This window comes from Marinomonas ostreistagni (assembly GCF_016461785.1).
Lineage (GTDB): Bacteria > Pseudomonadota > Gammaproteobacteria > Pseudomonadales > Marinomonadaceae > Marinomonas > Marinomonas ostreistagni_A.
The window spans coordinates 1-15604 of record NZ_JAEMUH010000020.1 but is presented as its reverse complement, the minus strand read 5'-3'; the positions used below and the strand labels follow the sequence as shown (position 1 = coordinate 15604).

Annotated in this window: 16 protein-coding genes; 12 read left to right on the top strand and 4 right to left on the bottom strand. The window is 47.1% G+C overall.

Annotated features, from left to right (window positions below; genetic code table 11):
• Positions 1-49: 49 nt before the first annotated feature.
• Positions 50-1264 carry a beta-ketoacyl-ACP synthase I gene (gene fabB, locus JHD44_RS17170; RefSeq protein ID WP_199463991.1) on the bottom strand — a complete coding sequence of 405 codons (1215 nt, stop codon included), beginning with the start codon at positions 1262-1264 and terminating at the stop codon, positions 50-52.
• Positions 1265-1299: 35 nt separating this feature from the next.
• Positions 1300-1815, bottom strand: a complete 516-nt coding sequence (gene fabA / locus JHD44_RS17165; protein WP_199463990.1) for a 3-hydroxyacyl-[acyl-carrier-protein] dehydratase FabA — start codon at positions 1813-1815, stop codon at positions 1300-1302.
• Between the two features lie 282 nt (positions 1816-2097).
• Between fabA and JHD44_RS17160 the strand changes: the two genes are divergently transcribed.
• Entirely contained in the window at positions 2098-3036 is a 939-nt protein-coding gene (locus tag JHD44_RS17160) for an alpha/beta fold hydrolase (protein ID WP_199463989.1), read from the top strand.
• On the opposite strand, the gene ispB is transcribed toward JHD44_RS17160, so the two are convergent.
• Complete coding sequence (gene ispB / locus JHD44_RS17155) at positions 3020-4009, bottom strand: octaprenyl diphosphate synthase (protein ID WP_199463988.1); 990 nt, start codon at positions 4007-4009, stop codon at positions 3020-3022. The two genes, JHD44_RS17160 and ispB, sit on opposite strands and share 17 nt — an antisense overlap.
• A 283-nt stretch (positions 4010-4292) precedes the next feature.
• Between ispB and rplU the strand changes: the two genes are divergently transcribed.
• From rplU to JHD44_RS17130, 5 genes are all read left to right on the top strand, one after another.
• Complete coding sequence (gene rplU / locus JHD44_RS17150) at positions 4293-4601, top strand: 50S ribosomal protein L21 (RefSeq protein ID WP_133565243.1); 309 nt, start codon at positions 4293-4295, stop codon at positions 4599-4601.
• Positions 4602-4638: 37 nt separating this feature from the next.
• A complete protein-coding gene (gene rpmA, locus JHD44_RS17145; protein ID WP_055462841.1) occupies positions 4639-4899 on the top strand; it encodes a 50S ribosomal protein L27 in 261 nt (86 codons plus the stop codon).
• A 108-nt stretch (positions 4900-5007) separates the two neighbouring features.
• Complete coding sequence (cgtA, locus tag JHD44_RS17140) at positions 5008-6198, top strand: Obg family GTPase CgtA (protein WP_199463987.1); 1191 nt, start codon at positions 5008-5010, stop codon at positions 6196-6198.
• Positions 6199-6220: 22 nt separating this feature from the next.
• Entirely contained in the window at positions 6221-7345 is a 1125-nt protein-coding gene (proB, locus tag JHD44_RS17135; protein ID WP_233402271.1) for a glutamate 5-kinase, read from the top strand.
• Positions 7346-7360: 15 nt separating this feature from the next.
• Complete coding sequence (locus JHD44_RS17130; protein ID WP_199463985.1) at positions 7361-7723, top strand: diacylglycerol kinase; 363 nt, start codon at positions 7361-7363, stop codon at positions 7721-7723.
• Between the two features lie 62 nt (positions 7724-7785).
• Here the strand turns inward: JHD44_RS17130 and rpsT are convergent, their stop codons facing one another.
• Positions 7786-8049 (bottom strand): 30S ribosomal protein S20, encoded by a 264-nt coding sequence (gene rpsT / locus JHD44_RS17125; RefSeq protein WP_055462845.1) that lies wholly within the window; start codon positions 8047-8049, stop codon positions 7786-7788.
• A 225-nt stretch (positions 8050-8274) separates the two neighbouring features.
• Between rpsT and murJ the strand changes: the two genes are divergently transcribed.
• From murJ to ispH, 6 genes are all read left to right on the top strand, one after another.
• Positions 8275-9834 (top strand): murein biosynthesis integral membrane protein MurJ, encoded by a 1560-nt coding sequence (murJ, locus tag JHD44_RS17120; RefSeq protein ID WP_199463984.1) that lies wholly within the window; start codon positions 8275-8277, stop codon positions 9832-9834.
• A 99-nt stretch (positions 9835-9933) separates the two neighbouring features.
• Entirely contained in the window at positions 9934-10863 is a 930-nt protein-coding gene (gene ribF / locus JHD44_RS17115) for a bifunctional riboflavin kinase/FAD synthetase (RefSeq protein ID WP_199463983.1), read from the top strand.
• Positions 10864-10894: 31 nt separating this feature from the next.
• Entirely contained in the window at positions 10895-13717 is a 2823-nt protein-coding gene (gene ileS, locus JHD44_RS17110) for an isoleucine--tRNA ligase (protein WP_199463982.1), read from the top strand.
• A gap of 5 nt (positions 13718-13722) precedes the next feature.
• Entirely contained in the window at positions 13723-14223 is a 501-nt protein-coding gene (lspA, locus tag JHD44_RS17105) for a signal peptidase II (protein ID WP_233402269.1), read from the top strand.
• A complete protein-coding gene (locus JHD44_RS17100) occupies positions 14220-14645 on the top strand; it encodes an FKBP-type peptidyl-prolyl cis-trans isomerase (protein WP_199463980.1) in 426 nt (141 codons plus the stop codon). The genes lspA and JHD44_RS17100 overlap by 4 nt, the downstream gene beginning before the upstream one ends.
• Complete coding sequence (gene ispH, locus JHD44_RS17095; protein WP_199463979.1) at positions 14646-15599, top strand: 4-hydroxy-3-methylbut-2-enyl diphosphate reductase; 954 nt, start codon at positions 14646-14648, stop codon at positions 15597-15599.
• Positions 15600-15604 lie beyond the last annotated feature (5 nt).

The window sequence follows — 15604 nt, the reverse complement described above, 5'->3', positions numbered from 1 at the left end:
CGAAAAAAAACCGCACACTGTGCGGTTTTTTTGCGTATTAAAAGCGCAATTAGCCTTCGAATTTTTTGAACACCAAACTTGCGTTTGTGCCACCAAAACCGAAGCTGTTAGACATGATCAGTTTAAGATCGGCATTGTCTTCACGAGAAGTGACAACAGGGATATTACCTGCTTCTGGGTCAAGCTCATCAACGTTTGCTGAAGCGCAGATGAAGTTGTTCTCCATCATAAGCAAGCTGTAAATTGCTTCATGTACGCCGGCCGCTCCTAGTGAGTGTCCAGACAAAGATTTCGTTGAGCTAACTTTCGGAATTTCATCGCCAAAGGTTTCACGAACAGCTTGAAGCTCTTTCATGTCGCCAGCAGGTGTACTAGTACCATGCGTATTGATGTAGTCAATTTTGCCATCAATAGTGCTCATCGCCATCTGCATACAACGAACAGCGCCTTCACCTGAAGGAGCTACCATGTCGTAACCGTCAGATGTTGCGCCATAGCCAACAACTTCTGCATAGATTTTTGCGCCGCGTGCTTTAGCGTGTTCTAGTTCTTCAAGTACTAGGATACCGCCACCGCCAGCGATAACGAAACCGTCACGGTTTGCATCATAGGCACGAGATGCTTTCTCAGGTGTTTCGTTGTATTTGGAAGACAGGGCGCCCATCGCATCAAACATACAAGTTTGAGTCCAGCTCTCTTCCTCACCGCCACCTGCGAACACAACGTCTTGCTTGCCTAGTTGAATAAGCTCCATTGCGTTGCCAATACAGTGCGCGCTAGTAGAACAAGCAGAAGTGATTGAGTAGTTAACACCTTTTATTTTGAACGGTGTTGCAAGACATGCAGATACAGTACTACCCATTGTTTGAGTAACACGGTATGGGCCAACACGCTTTACGCCTTTCGCGCGTAGTGTGTCAGCAGACTCTACAAGGTTTTTCGCCGAAGCGCCGCCTGAACCAGCGATCAGGCCGGTACGGATGTTAGATACCTGATCTTCGCTTAAACCTGCATCTGCAATCGCTTGCTCCATGGATACATAAGCATATGTCGCTGCATCGCCCATGAAGCGACGAACTTTACGGTCGATACCGGAATCGTCTAGGTCGATGCGACCACATACGTGGCTACGGAAACCTTGTTCTTTGTAGTCTTCAGCGAAACGGATGCCTGAACGGCCTTCACGTAAGGACTCAAGAACTGTCTGTTTGTCATTGCCAAGGCAGCTAACAATGCCCAGGCCAGTTACAACTACACGACGCATAACTATTGTTGCCTCTTATACTCTTTATAATCTGTTTAGAAGTTTTCAGTCGAAGTGAACAAGCCTACACGAAGATCTTTTGCAGTGTAGATTTCACGTCCATCAACAGAAACACTTCCGTCCGCAATGCCCATCACAAGCTTGCGTTCGATTACACGCTTCAGGTTAATTCGGAACGTTACTTTTTTAGCCGTTGGTAGGATTTGACCGGTAAACTTAACTTCACCTGATCCCAACGCGCGACCACGACCTTTATTGCCTTTCCAGCCAAGGAAAAAGCCAACCAATTGCCACATAGCATCAAGACCTAAGCAGCCAGGCATGACTGGGTCACCTGGGAAATGGCACTCAAAGAACCAAAGGTCAGGGTTGATATCCAATTCAGCAATAATCTCACCTTTTCCGAATTCTCCCCCTTCTGTTGAGATGTGGGTAATTCGGTCAAGCATAAGCATGTTGCCAACAGGAAGTTGAGCGTTTCCTGCACCAAACATTTCGCCGTAGCCGCACTTTAAAAGTTCGTCTTTTTCAAACGATGAAGCTGTAGTCATTATAGTCCTATTTCCACCACCCAGTTTTACGTTGCTTAAAGTAATCGAGTGCGTGGTCCAGTTAGCATTATGAAAATCCATGGGATTATATCGGTTCAGGCCAGTAATATGAATGTTTGTGCGGAAAAAAACCAATTTGGAGTCGCTAAATGTGCTTTTTTTTTGTGTATTTATGTGGCGCACTGGCAAATTTTACATGTTGTAATGACTGAGATTACTATTGCTCGTCGATTTTAGGGGCTTCTCATACTGATGTTTCAAGCAGATATACTAGGAGATACAGTGAATCCGTCGCCATACTTGCAGCAAATGTGTTCCGTTGGGGGCGAACTATTATCCGTGCAGAGCAGAGGAGTAGAAAGCGCGCAGCAAGTGCTTCACTTCCTTCATGGCAATGGATTTGCGGTACGTACTTACGGCGCTTTGCTTGAGTCGCTAGCTGAGCAAAGTGGAATAATTTTACAGGATGCAGCGGGGCATGGATTATCTCCTGCCGGAGAGAGTTTTGTTGGCTGGGAGGCTTCTTCAAAACGCTTTCAGCATGTTTTGGAGCAACTCGTTCAACCTCAATGGCGCTCATTGATTGGAGCTGGGCATAGTTTTGGTGGGTGCATGACGCTACTGATGAGTATCCGTAATCCTCAACTATTCGAGCAAACGGTTTTGTTAGATCCCGCTCTGTATCCTGAAGAAATGATCGAGCAATTAATGTATGCCGATGATCATGAAAAGCGGCAGCAATCACTGTTGGTTAGACAAACAGAGCGACGTCGAACATCTTGGCCCTCTATGCAAGATGCCTGCGAGCAATTAAGGGGGCGTGGTACGTTTGCTGGCTGGGAAGAGCGTTGTTTAGAAGACTATGTGAACTTTTCTACCTATGAGGCGAAAACAGGAGAGCGAAAACTGTGCTGTCCGCCTTGGTTAGAGGCCGCCGTATTTGGCAGTGCTCCAAAAACGTTATGGCAAGATATCTCAAACCTAAAAACACCTACTTATATTGTTTGGGGAACGCAAACAATCGACGTTTTTCAGCAGTCTTACCGTCGCATTCGGCAAGAAGGTTCAGACATTCGCTTTGTAGAAGTGCAAGGCGGGCATTGTTTTATGATGCAATATCCAACGCAAAGCGCACGCTTAGTGCGTGCGCTGGTCGATCAAAATTTCGATGAGATTCGTGCGCTGCAGCGCTCGGGCTTTGTTATTAATTACGACGATTGACGGCGGCTTGCGCTAGACTCACAAGTGCAGATTTATACTCACTCTCTGGTAAGTTGGCGATCGCTTGGATAGCCAGCTCAGATTGCTCGACCGCTTTATCTTCCGTGTATTGGATGGCGCCACATGTGCGAACGTCCGCCAGAATCGCGTCTAGGTTTTCCAACCCTCCACTTTCGATAGCGGCGCGAACACGCTGGGCAGCTTCTTTAGATCCATGCTTCATGGTGTAGATAAGCGGTAGGGTTGGTTTTCCTTCTGCTAAATCGTCACCTACGCTTTTGCCCATCTCTTCGGCGGTAGATACATAATCCATCACGTCATCAATCAGCTGAAAGGCTGTCCCGACATACATGCCGTATTGGCGCAGGGCTTCTTGGTGTTCAACACTGGCTTCAGCAACCACTGCGCCACAAAGCGCCGCACCTTCAAACAGCTTCGCGGTTTTATATTGAATAACTTTGATGTAGCTTTCTTCGGTTGTGTCTGGGTCGCCACAGTTAATGAGCTGCTGTACTTCGCCTTCGGAAATAATGTTGGTGGTACCGGACAGAATTTCCATACATTTGAAACTGCCAACATCGACCATGATTTGGAATGCGCGAGTGTATAAGAAGTCACCCACTAGCACGCTTGGCGCATTGCCCCATTCTTCATTGGCTGTTTTTTTACCGCGACGCATATCGGATTCATCCACCACATCATCGTGAAGCAGTGTAGCGGTATGAATAAATTCGATGATAGAGGCCATTTTTACCGCGTTGCTAAGTGTCGATTCGGTCAGGCCGCTAGTTGGCTGAGCGGCGCGAGCCGCCAACAGAACCATCAAAGGGCGCAAACGTTTGCCACCGTTGCTGATGATGTAGTAACCAATCTGTTCGATTAGAGGGATTTCGCTCTTAAGTTGCGAAAGGATGTAATCATTTACCTGACCGAACTCGCCGGCCACCACGTCATGAAAATTAGTAGGTTGCATGGAACTTCCGAAGCTAAAATATAGTCAAGCTGAGCAGCAAGAGCCGTCCATGCTAGGTAAGCTCCTACACGGGGTCAACCCAAAACCGTAAAAATACTGATCACAGTGTGAATTAGGTTGTGTTTACTGGTTCTCTTTTGTACAATTCGGCGTCCGATTTGCCCACATTTTTGCTCCCTATCATATGGTGAAGTGTAACTCCTTGAAGGCATTACATTTATGAGCCACTAGAAGTAGGTCAAATACAATCCAGTAGCCGGGCAAATTCATTTGGAGATAGAAAATGTTTGCAGTGATCAAAACAGGCGGTAAGCAATACCGTGTACAAGAAGGTCAAACGCTTAAAGTAGAGAAACTGGCGATCGAAGCTGGTTCTGCTGTTGAGTTCGACGAAGTTCTTCTTGTAAGCAACGGCGACGACGTTAAAGTTGGCGCGCCAGTTGTTGAAGGCGCTAAAGTAACAGCTGAAGTGGTTGCTCACGGCCGTGGTGACAAGGTTAAGATCTTGAAATTCCGTCGTCGTAAGCACTCTATGAAACGCGCGGGTCACCGTCAGTGGTTCACAGAAGTTAAAATTACTGGTATCAAGTAATTTAAGCGTTTAAAGATTCAATATTTAGGAGTAAATCATGGCTCACAAAAAAGCTGGTGGTAGTACTAAAAACGGTCGCGACAGTCAGTCGAAACGCTTAGGTGTTAAACGCTTTGGCGGCCAAGTTGTTGTACCAGGTAACATTCTAGTTCGTCAACGTGGTACTGAATTCCACGCTGGTGAAGGCGTACGTGTTGGTAAAGACCACACTCTATTCGCTGTTGCTGAAGGTCAAGTGAAATTCGAAGTTAAAGGTAAGTTCAAGCGTCGTACAGTTTCTGTCGTAGCTGCAGCTTAATCGCTTCGCGAATCACAAAAAAGAGCTCCGCAATGCGGGGCTTTTTTTTTGGAAAAATTCTATAATCAGAGCCACTGAGTTCTGATAACGCACCTAAGAGGTGATTTTGTGAAATTTGTTGATGAAGCCACGATTTACGTTCGCGCAGGTAAAGGTGGTAACGGCGCTTTAAGCTTCTGGCGTGAAAAGTTTGTTGCGAAAGGCGGTCCGGACGGCGGTGACGGCGGTGACGGCGGTAGTGTGTATTTGGTGGCAGATGAGTCGCTGAATACCTTGATCGACTTCCGTTTTACCAAAAAGTACATTGCAGAGAACGGTCAAGGCGGCATGGGTCGCGATATGACAGGTTCTAAAGGCGCAGATCTAGAAGTCAAAGTGCCAGTGGGTACGACAGTGATCGATGAAGACACTGGTGAAACACTGGGTGACTTGGTTTCTATCGGTCAGCGTCTGAAAGTGGCACAAGGTGGCCATAAAGGTTTAGGTAATACGCGCTTTAAGTCGAGTACTAACCGTGCCCCACGTCAAACGACAAAAGGTACTGTGGGTGAAGAGCGTAACCTGAAGCTTGAAATGAAAGTGTTGGCAGACGTTGGTTTATTAGGTCTACCAAATGCAGGTAAATCGACGTTTATTCGTTCGGTGTCGTCTGCCAAGCCAAAAGTGGCGGATTACCCGTTCACGACTTTGGTGCCTAACCTTGGTGTAGTAAAAGTTAAGAAGCACCAAAGCTTCGTGATTGCTGATATTCCAGGGATTATTGAAGGTGCCGCAGAGGGTGCGGGTCTTGGTATTCGTTTCTTAAAGCATTTGGTGCGTAACCGTATCTTGTTACACATCGTTGATATGGCGCCTTGGGATGAAATAACTCCTGATCAAGCGGCTGTTATCGCGGTGAACGAGTTACATGAATTCTCGCCAACCTTGGCGGAGAAGCGTGATCGTTGGTTGGTGCTTAACAAGCTGGACATGGTGCCTGAGGAAGAGCGCGAAGAGCGTTGCCAAGCGGTGATTGATGCGTTGGGCTGGGAAGGTAAAACGTACCGTATTTCAGCGATTTCTGGCGAAGGTACAGAAGTTTTATGTCTTGACTTAATGACCGCGCTAGAGGAAATGCGCGAAAACCTTGCAAGCGATGAAAATGCTCTGGCTGAAGAGAAGGCTGTTCGTGACCTGATTGATGAAGAAGGTCGTGAGCGTATTCGTCTATTGCGTGCTAACCGCCGTAATGCTGCGCAAGAAGATGACGATGACTTTGATGATGACGATTACGATGTGGACGTAGAGTACGTTCGCTAATTTATAGTGAGATAAGCAGTAAATGGACATGAGAGAGAAGATTGCATCCGCTCAGCGAGTGGTTGTGAAAATAGGCAGTGCTTTATTGACGAACGATGGTCAAGGCCTCGATGTCGGTAATATTGGCCTATGGGTGGCTCAAATTGCACAGCTTCGTGCGCAGGGCAAAGAAGTGGTATTGGTGTCTTCGGGCTCTATTGCTGCGGGTATGAAACGCCTAGGCTTCTCCTCACGACCGACCCAAGTAAACGAATTACAAGCTGCCGCTGCTGTTGGTCAGATGGAGCTTGTGGGCGTTTACGAATCTCACTTTGAAGTACATGGGCTGTGCACCGCTCAAATCCTATTAACCCATGAGGATTTATCGAACCGTCGTCGTTATTTAAATGCTCGGTCCTCATTGCGTACGCTGTTAAATCTAGGCGCTGTACCCATTGTTAACGAAAACGACACAGTTGTAACCGACGAAATACGTTTTGGGGATAATGATACCTTGGGGGCACTAGTGGCCAACCTTGTTGAAGCTGATGCGTTGATTATTTTAACCGACCAAAAGGGATTGTTTGATAAAAACCCTCGTGATCATAAAGATGCAACATTAATCTCGCATGCTTCAGCTAACGATGAAGGTTTGGATGCGATGGCTAGCGGTGGTGCAGGGGTTCTAGGTACTGGTGGTATGTTAACCAAAGTGCGTGCTGCGCGACTTGCTGCTCGTTCAGGTGCGCATACGGTGATTGCATCTGGCCGAGAGGGCAGTGTCATATTGCGTGTAGCCAATGGCGAAGATATTGGCACTTGGCTACAGCCTGAGCATGACCGTTTATCGGCTCGCAAACAATGGTTAGCTGGGCATTTGAAGAGTCGCGGCACCTTGATCTTAGATGATGGTGCAGTGCGTGCTCTACGCCAGTCTGGTACAAGTTTGCTCCCTGTTGGGGTCAAAGATGCTGAGGGATCGTTTTCACGTGGTGATATGGTGATGTGTATTGACCAACAAGGCCGCATTGTTGCCCGTGGATTAGTTAACTACAGTATTGCAGAGACGCTAAAGTTGTTGGGTAAGTCATCAGCGGAGCGTGCAGTTATTCTAGGCTACGAAGGCGAACCAGAGCTGATTCATCGCGACGATTTGGTGGTTAACTAGAGAGAGCGAAAGGGTATGGCAAAGCCAGGAAAAGTTGGGTTGGAGCGTGTCATGAATGCATCCCGTTATTCTTATCAAGGGTTACGGGCTCAGTGGCGCTATGAAGCGGCTTTTCGCCAAGAAGTATGGTTGTTCTTGATTGCTGTGCCGTTGGCGCTTTGGTTGGGTGATACGGCCTTGGAGAAGGCGCTGATGATTTTTTCTGTTGGGTTGGTGTTGGTGGTGGAAACCATTAACTCCAGCATAGAGGCGGTTGTTGACCGGATCAGTGACGAAAAGCATGAGTTATCTGGGCGAGCAAAAGACTTGGGTTCTGCGGCGGTAATGCTGAGTTTAGGTTTGGCAGGCGTTGTATGGCTATTTCTACTGTTTAACTGAGTGCTGGCACTCAGTTAATAACAGACATAAAAAAACCGGCAGAAGCCGGTTTTTTTATGGGATTAGGCCAACGCTTTGATTTTAGCGTTCAAGCGGCTCTTATGACGAGCTGCTTTGTTTTTGTGGTATAGGCCTTTGTCAGCTGCTTTGTCTAGTTTAGACACTGCAACAGAGTATGCTGCTTGAGCTTCTTCTTGGTTTCCTGCTTCAATAGCTGCATCTACTTTTTTCAAGTATGTGCGCACCATAGAGCGCAGGCTACCATTATGAGCGCGACGCTTGATCGCCTGGCGCGCACGTTTTTTTGAACCGGCGGAGTTTGCCACAGTCTGGCTCCTTCAATCTTTCAATAATTAAAACGACACAACGGGCTGTTGTATCGCTTGTGAATGTCAAGTTTAAACTTGAAAATCTCGCGGCGGATTTTACCAGCTTTTGGCGTTGCTACAACCCCAAACACACATTATTACTCGTGAAAAGTACATTTTTTGGCTGTTTGACCACCAGCTAAATGCTATTCTTGGCCAAATTTACCGTTAGAACATGATCTTATGTCAGACTCCCAATCGATTAAATCTCGATCACTTTTGCGCTCTGGTTTGTTGGTTTCTATTTGTACGTTTGCTTCACGCATTTTGGGGTTGGCTCGGGATGCAGCGTTGGCGTACGTCTTAGGGGCTGGTGCGGGTGCTGATGCCTTCTTTGTTGCATTCAAAATCCCTAACTTCTTTCGTCGCTTGTTCGCTGAAGGGGCGTTTGCGCAGGCGTTTGTTCCAGTTCTGAGTGATTATCGTGTCAACGAAGGGCATGATGCGGTGCGAGAGCTGGTGTCGGCAGTGACAGGGTCTTTAACCTTGGTGCTTTTGGTTGTCACGGCTGTATTTATGACAGCAGCTCCTTGGGTGGTTTATGTGTTTGCGCCTGGATTTGCTGATAACCCTGGTCAGCTTGCTCTGGCATCAAATCTGTTGACGATTACCTTCCCTTATTTGTTGTTCATCTCTCTCACAGCGCTTGCCGGAGGCATTCTGAATGCGCATGGGGAATATGGCGTGCCAGCTATAACGCCTATCTTTTTGAATATTTCTTTATTGGTTGCAACGCTTGGTTTTGCGACCAGTGCAGCGCAAGTAGAGTTAAGCATTGCATGGGGGGTGTTTGCGGCAGGGCTAGTACAGCTATTATTTCAAGTGCCTTTTTTAGCAAAGCTGAAATTATTGCCACGCCCAAAGATGGGTTTCTCTCATCCTGGTGTGAAGCGCATCCTTTTGTTGATGGGGCCTGCGCTATTCGGTGTGTCGGTTGGACAAATTAACCTACTGTTAGATACTGTGTTGGCGTCTTTGTTGGAGACAGGCAGCATCACTTGGCTTTATTTGTCGGATCGTTTGTATGAGCTGCCATTAGGGATTTTTGCGATCGCCATCAGCACGGTTATTTTGCCGTCCCTGTCTCGAAGTCATGCTAGTGAGTCTGGTGCACGCTTTGCCATGACGTTGGACTGGGGGCTGCGTTTACTGTTGTTGATCGCCGTGCCGTCAGCGTTAGCTCTGTGCATATTGGCTAAGCCGATCATTGCTACGGTATTTTATCGTGGTGAGTTGACCGTCCATGATGTGGATATGGCAGCCATGAGTTTACAGGCATACTCTGTCGGTCTGGTGTTTATGATGCTGATTAAAGTGTTGGCGCCCGGTTATTACTCTCGCCAAGATACCAAAACACCGGTGAAAATTGGTTTGATCGCCATGGTAGCGAATATGGTATTTAATCTCATCTTAGTGTGGCCGCTAGGGCACGTTGGCTTAGCGTTGGCGACCAGTCTCTCTGCTGGCTTAAATGCCTTATTATTGTGGGTCGGTCTACACCGAGATGGCAGTCATCTGTTTTCTAAACAATGGTGGTTGTTGTTGCGAGTGTTGCTGCTTGGTTCTGGTTTGCTACTTGGTTGGCTTTTCTTCTATCAAAGCTTGAATATAGCTTGGACAGACATATCAAGTTGGCAAAGGGGGCAGCATATGCTGCTGGTAGTATGTGTTGGCGTCTTTGTGTATGGGCTTGGGTTGGTATTAGCGGGTCTTAGAATGCGGCATTTACGCGCTCAAGATTAAAGTGTGATGGGCTTGCTCCCTACCTTTGAGGGAGTGAGTACTATATAATCGCGGTTATTTTTTCAGCGGCGTGATGATGGGCTGCCGGTACGGAGTGGTATGGAACTGGTCAGGGGTATTCATAATATCCAAGCAAGGCACAAATTTGGTGTGCTGACGATTGGCAATTTTGATGGGGTGCACATGGGGCACCAAGCTATTTTGGCAAGAGTGAAAGCTTTAGCTGAACAATATCAATCGCCAGCCGGTATTATGATCTTTGAACCTCAGCCGCGTGAATTCTTTGCGCCTCACGATGCGCCGGGTCGCTTATCGCGTCTACGTGACAAGGTGGCGTTGTTATCTAATTATGGCGTCGATTACGTTCTGTGTATGCCATTTAATGTACGTCTTCGAAACCTGGATGCCAATGCTTTTTGTCGACAAGTGTTACATGACGGCTTGGCCGTTAAACATTTAGTTGTGGGTGATGATTTTCGTTTTGGTTGTGACCGCCAAGGCAATTTTGATTACCTTGATGATTTCGGTGCTCAGCATGGCTTTGATGTAGAAAATACCTCTTCCATTTTAAATGGGGAAGGTTCGCGCATCAGTAGCTCCTTGGTAAGGCAATGCCTTAGTCAAGGTGATATGGTATCCGCTGAAGCCATGATGGGGCATCCAGTTAAGATGGGTGGGCGTGTTGTAAGTGGCCAGCAGTTGGCTCGCCGTTTAGGTTTCCCAACAGCAAATGTATTTTTAAAAGGTATCATACCTGCTTTGTCGGGTGTGTATGCCGTAACAGTGCCAGTGGATGGCCGAGAGTATTCAGGTGTTGCTAACATCGGTGTTCGTCCAACTGTGGATGGTAAAACCCCGATTCTAGAAGTGCACTTATTTAATTTTAGTGGTGATTTGTACTCCCGTTATCTAGAGGTGACATTTCGCCACTTTATTCGACCAGAACGCAAAATGAGTGGTCTGGAAGAACTAGAACAGCAAATTCAATGTGATAAAGAAGAAGCGCTACGTTTCTTTTCCAATCAGTGACCGATGATCTTTGAGGATAAATCGAATAACCATGAGTGATTATAAATCAACGCTGAATTTGCCAGAAACCGCTTTTCCTATGCGCGGTGATTTGGCAAAACGTGAACCAGCGATGCTAAAACGCTGGCAAGATATGGACTTGTACAACAAAGTACGAGCAGTAAGCAAAGGCCGTAAGTCTTTTATTCTTCATGATGGCCCTCCATATGCCAACGGCAGTATTCACATTGGTCACGCGGTTAACAAAATCCTCAAAGACATTATTGTTAAATCTAAAACCGTTAGTGGGTACGATGCGCCGTACATTCCTGGTTGGGACTGTCACGGTCTACCGATCGAGCATAAAGTTGAGCAAATGATTGGTAAGGCCGGCGATAAAGTTTCGTTCAAAGATTTCCGTGCAAAATGCCGTGAGTATGCGTACACACAAATAGAAGAACAGAAGAAAGACTTTATCCGTCTAGGTGTAATGGGCGACTGGGAAAACCCTTATCTAACGATGAACTTCGTGACGGAAGCAAACATCGTGCGTTCCTTGGGTAAGATCGCAGAAAACGGCCACCTAGTAAAAGGCTTCAAGCCAGTTTACTGGAGTGTTGTAGGTGGTTCTGCCTTGGCAGAAGCGGAAGTGGAATACCAAGACAAAACGTCTTTGTCTCTGGATGTGCGTTACGCACCACAAGACGAAGCGGCTTTCCTTGAGAAATTCTCTGACGTAGAAGGTGAAGGTAAAGTATCCGTTGTGATCTGGACAACCACACCTTGGACGCTGCCAGCGAGCCAAGCGGTATCGATTCACCCAGAATTCAACTATGCACTCGTTGAAGTGGATATGGGCGCGGGTAAAGAGCGTCTAGTGTTCGCAGAAGACATGGTGGAAGGCATCATGCAACGTTACGGTCATGAAGAGTACCGTATCGTAGGTCGCGCAGTGGGTGCAGTTCTTGGTGGTTTGGTGCTCAACCATCCATTTATGGAACGTGATATCCCAGTTCTACTAGGCGAGCATGTCACGGCTGATGCGGGTACGGGCTGTGTACACACAGCGCCTGACCATGGTGTGGACGACTTTAATGTGGGTCGTGCCAACGGTATCGGTACGATCAACCTTGTACAAGACAACGGTGTTTACTCTGACGCGGCAGGTGAGTTCGCGGGTATGCACGTGTACAAAGTAGACGATGCGGTTTTGGAAGCTTTGGGTCGTAACAACGCTCTAGTATTCCAATCTAAGATTTTCCACAGCTACCCACATTGCTGGCGTACAAAAACACCTTTGATCTTCCGTGCGACACCTCAATGGTTTATCAGCATGGACGAGAAAGGGCTACTTGACGACGCTAAAGAAGCGGTAAAAGGCGTGAAGTGGACACCTGCATGGGGCCAAAACCGCATGGAAGGGATGTTGAACAACAGTCCTGACTGGTGTGTATCACGTCAGCGTACGTGGGGCGTGCCAATTGCTTTGTTCATCAACAAAGAAACGCAAGAGCTTCATCCTGATACACCACGTTTAATCGAAGAAGTTGCGAAACGTATCGAAGAAGTCGGTATGGATGCATGGTTCGATCTAGATCCAGCAGAGCTATTAGGTGATGAGGCAGATAAGTACAGCAAAGTCACTGACACGCTAGATGTGTGGTTCGATTCTGGTGTGACGCACTACTCAGTGATCGATCAACGAGATGAGCTAAGTTTCCCTGCAGATCTTTATCTTGAAGGTTCGGACCAGCACCGTGGTTGGTTCCAGTCCTCGCTGAAAACATCGATCGCGATCCGCGGTGTACCGCCATACAAAGGCGTACTAACGCACGGCTTCACGGTAGATGGTGACGGCCGTAAGATGTCTAAGTCATTGGGTAACGTCGTATCACCACAAAAAGTGATGGAAACGCTTGGTGCGGATATTATTCGTCTTTGGGTGGCGGCAACGGATTACACGGGTGAGATGACCGTTTCTGACGAAATCCTAAAACGTGTGGCAGACGGCTACCGTCGTATTCGTAACACGGCTCGTTTCATGTTGGCAAACCTTAGTGGCTTCAATCCAGCAACCGACCTAGTGGCGCCTGAAAACATGATCGCGCTAGATCGTTGGATCGTTGACCGTGCGGCGCAGCTACAAAAAGAAATCGATGAAGCGTACAACGAATACCAGTTCCACTCTGTGGTCCAGAAGATCCAAAACTTCTGTTCGTTGGATCTAGGCGGTTTCTACTTAGATGTAATCAAAGACCGTCAGTACACGACGCAAGAAGAGAGTCTTGCTCGTCGTTCTGCACAAACAGCGCTTTACCATATCGCGGAAGCCTTTACACGTTGGATCTCGCCAATCTTGAGTTTTACAGCAGACGAAATCTGGCAGTCACTACCCGGTGAGCGTGGCGAGTCTGTGTTCCTAGATACTTGGTACGAAGGACTATTCGAACTAAGTGGTGAGGAAGCGTTAGGTCGTGAATTCTGGAAACAGGTTCTAGAAGCTAAGATGGCGACTAACAAAGTGTTGGAAACGGTTCGTAAAGACGGCAAGATCAAAGCGAGTCTAAGTGCAGAAATCACGTTGTACGCGGATGCTGCTCTAGAAGAAACATTGGCGAAGCTAGGTGATGAGCTGCGTTTCGTATTGATTTCTTCTGAAGCGAAAGTGGCATCACTTGCTGACGCGCCAGCGGATGCCGTAGCGACAGAGCTTGAAGGCCTTAAAGTGGTAGTAGCAGTGACTGAGTATGAGAAATGTACTCGTTGTTGGCACCACCGTGAAGAAGTGGGTAAACGTGAAGCACATCCTGAATTGTGTGATCGTTGTATCTCGAACCTGCCGGAAGGTGAAGGCGAAGAACGCCACTTCGCTTAATGCTTATGACAGCGATGCTAAAACGAGTCCAGCGCTGGTGGGCGCTGGCAATCGCTGTTTACGCTCTGGATTGGATTACCAAGCAGGGCGTAGAAGCGAATCTAAACTATGGGCAGGAGATTCCTCTCCTGCCTTTCTTTGATTTGACGTTGCGTTATAACACCGGTGCGGCTTTTAGCTTTTTAGCCGAGGCAGGTGGATGGCAACGTTGGTTCTTTTCTCTGATTGCGATCGCAGTTGTCTTGGGTATTAGTTGGCGCTTATCGAAAATTGGCCACACTCATAAACTAGAAGCTCTGTCGTTGACACTGATTATGGCTGGTGCCATTGGTAACCTTCATGATCGTTTGGCATATGGGCATGTGATTGACTTTATACAAGTGCACTGGCAATCCACTTGGTATTTTCCTGCGTTTAATATTGCTGACAGTGCCATCACCATTGGTGTTGCGTTAATGCTAGTAGAGGGGCTGTTTCAAAAAAGTCCCAAGGGTAAAACAGAATGACGATTAATGAACAAAGCCGTATCACCTTACACTTTGAGTTGGCACTTGAAGACGGTCAAATTATTGACTCCAACTTTGATGGTAATGCTGCGCAATTTACTTATGGTGATGGTAGTTTGCTACCAGACTTCGAAGCTGTCTTAGTTGGTTTGTCGGTAGGTGAAGAGGCAACATTTAGGATGCCGCCAGAAAAGGCATTTGGTGCGCGCAACCCAAGTAATGTTCAAACAATGTCACGTAGTCAATTTGGTATGGATATAGAAGAAGGCATGGTAGTGTCTTTTGCCGATTCTGCAAAGAATGAGCTGCCTGGAGTGATTAAGTCGATTAGCGATAGTCAAGTTGAAGTAGATTTCAATCATCCTTTGTCTGGTCAAACGCTTACATACCGCGTCAAAATTGTTGCGGTTGAGGAGGCATAAATGTCTTTTGCTATTCAGTTAGCCAATCCGCGTGGGTTTTGTGCAGGTGTTGATCGTGCCATTGAAATCGTAAAGCGTTGCTTAGATATCTTCGAGGCACCAATCTACGTACGTCATGAAGTGGTCCATAACAAGTTTGTGGTGGAATCTCTAAAAGAACGTGGTGCAATCTTCGTTAATGAATTAGATGAAGTCCCAGATGATCAAATTGTCATTTTTAGTGCTCACGGTGTATCGCAAGCAGTGCGCAATGAGGCTGATCGTCGTGGTCTGAAAGTGTTCGATGCGACCTGCCCATTGGTGACTAAGGTACATATGGAGGTGGTACGTTATTCTCGCGATGGTATGGAGTGTGTTCTCATCGGTCACGATGGGCATCCAGAAGTGGAAGGGACTATGGGGCAATACGACGCTAAAAATGGCGGTGCTATTTACCTAGTGGAAACACCTGCAGATGTTGCAACGTTGAAAGTGTTAGATCCGTCACGTTTGGCATTTGTTACACAGACAACACTATCTATGGATGATACTTCGATTGTAATCGACGCTCTGCGTCAGCACTTTCCTGAGATTCAAGGGCCTAAGAAAGACGACATTTGTTATGCCACACAAAACCGACAAGATGCAGTGAAGACCTTAGCTAAAGAATGCGATCTTGTTTTGGTGGTTGGCTCGGTTAACAGTTCTAACTCAAACCGACTGCGTGAATTGGCTGGCCGCATGGGGACCAAAGCTTACCTGATTGATAACGCTAGTGAGATCAAACCGGAATGGTTGAAAGGTATTTCGGCGGTAGGAATCACGGCAGGTGCATCTGCCCCAGAGGTGTTGGTGAATGAAGTGATCGAGCGGTTGAAAGTTGAGGGTGGAGAAGACCCGCGTGAGCTTGAAGGTCGTGAAGAGAATGTTTCATTCTCTATGCCAAAAGAGCTGCGTATTGTTGAAGTACAATAATCTCC

Coding starts and splice junctions, on each gene's coding strand:
- ispH (WP_199463979.1), top strand. CDS start 14,646: ATGTCTTTTGCTATTCAGTTAGCCAATCCGCGTGGGTTTTGTGCAGGT.
- proB (WP_233402271.1), top strand. CDS start 6,221: ATGGACATGAGAGAGAAGATTGCATCCGCTCAGCGAGTGGTTGTGAAA.
- fabB (WP_199463991.1), bottom strand. CDS start 1,264: ATGCGTCGTGTAGTTGTAACTGGCCTGGGCATTGTTAGCTGCCTTGGC.
- ribF (WP_199463983.1), top strand. CDS start 9,934: ATGGAACTGGTCAGGGGTATTCATAATATCCAAGCAAGGCACAAATTT.
- lspA (WP_233402269.1), top strand. CDS start 13,723: ATGACAGCGATGCTAAAACGAGTCCAGCGCTGGTGGGCGCTGGCAATC.
- ispB (WP_199463988.1), bottom strand. CDS start 4,009: ATGCAACCTACTAATTTTCATGACGTGGTGGCCGGCGAGTTCGGTCAG.
- murJ (WP_199463984.1), top strand. CDS start 8,275: ATGTCAGACTCCCAATCGATTAAATCTCGATCACTTTTGCGCTCTGGT.
- rpmA (WP_055462841.1), top strand. CDS start 4,639: ATGGCTCACAAAAAAGCTGGTGGTAGTACTAAAAACGGTCGCGACAGT.
- JHD44_RS17100 (WP_199463980.1), top strand. CDS start 14,220: ATGACGATTAATGAACAAAGCCGTATCACCTTACACTTTGAGTTGGCA.
- rplU (WP_133565243.1), top strand. CDS start 4,293: ATGTTTGCAGTGATCAAAACAGGCGGTAAGCAATACCGTGTACAAGAA.
- JHD44_RS17130 (WP_199463985.1), top strand. CDS start 7,361: ATGGCAAAGCCAGGAAAAGTTGGGTTGGAGCGTGTCATGAATGCATCC.
- ileS (WP_199463982.1), top strand. CDS start 10,895: ATGAGTGATTATAAATCAACGCTGAATTTGCCAGAAACCGCTTTTCCT.
- fabA (WP_199463990.1), bottom strand. CDS start 1,815: ATGACTACAGCTTCATCGTTTGAAAAAGACGAACTTTTAAAGTGCGGC.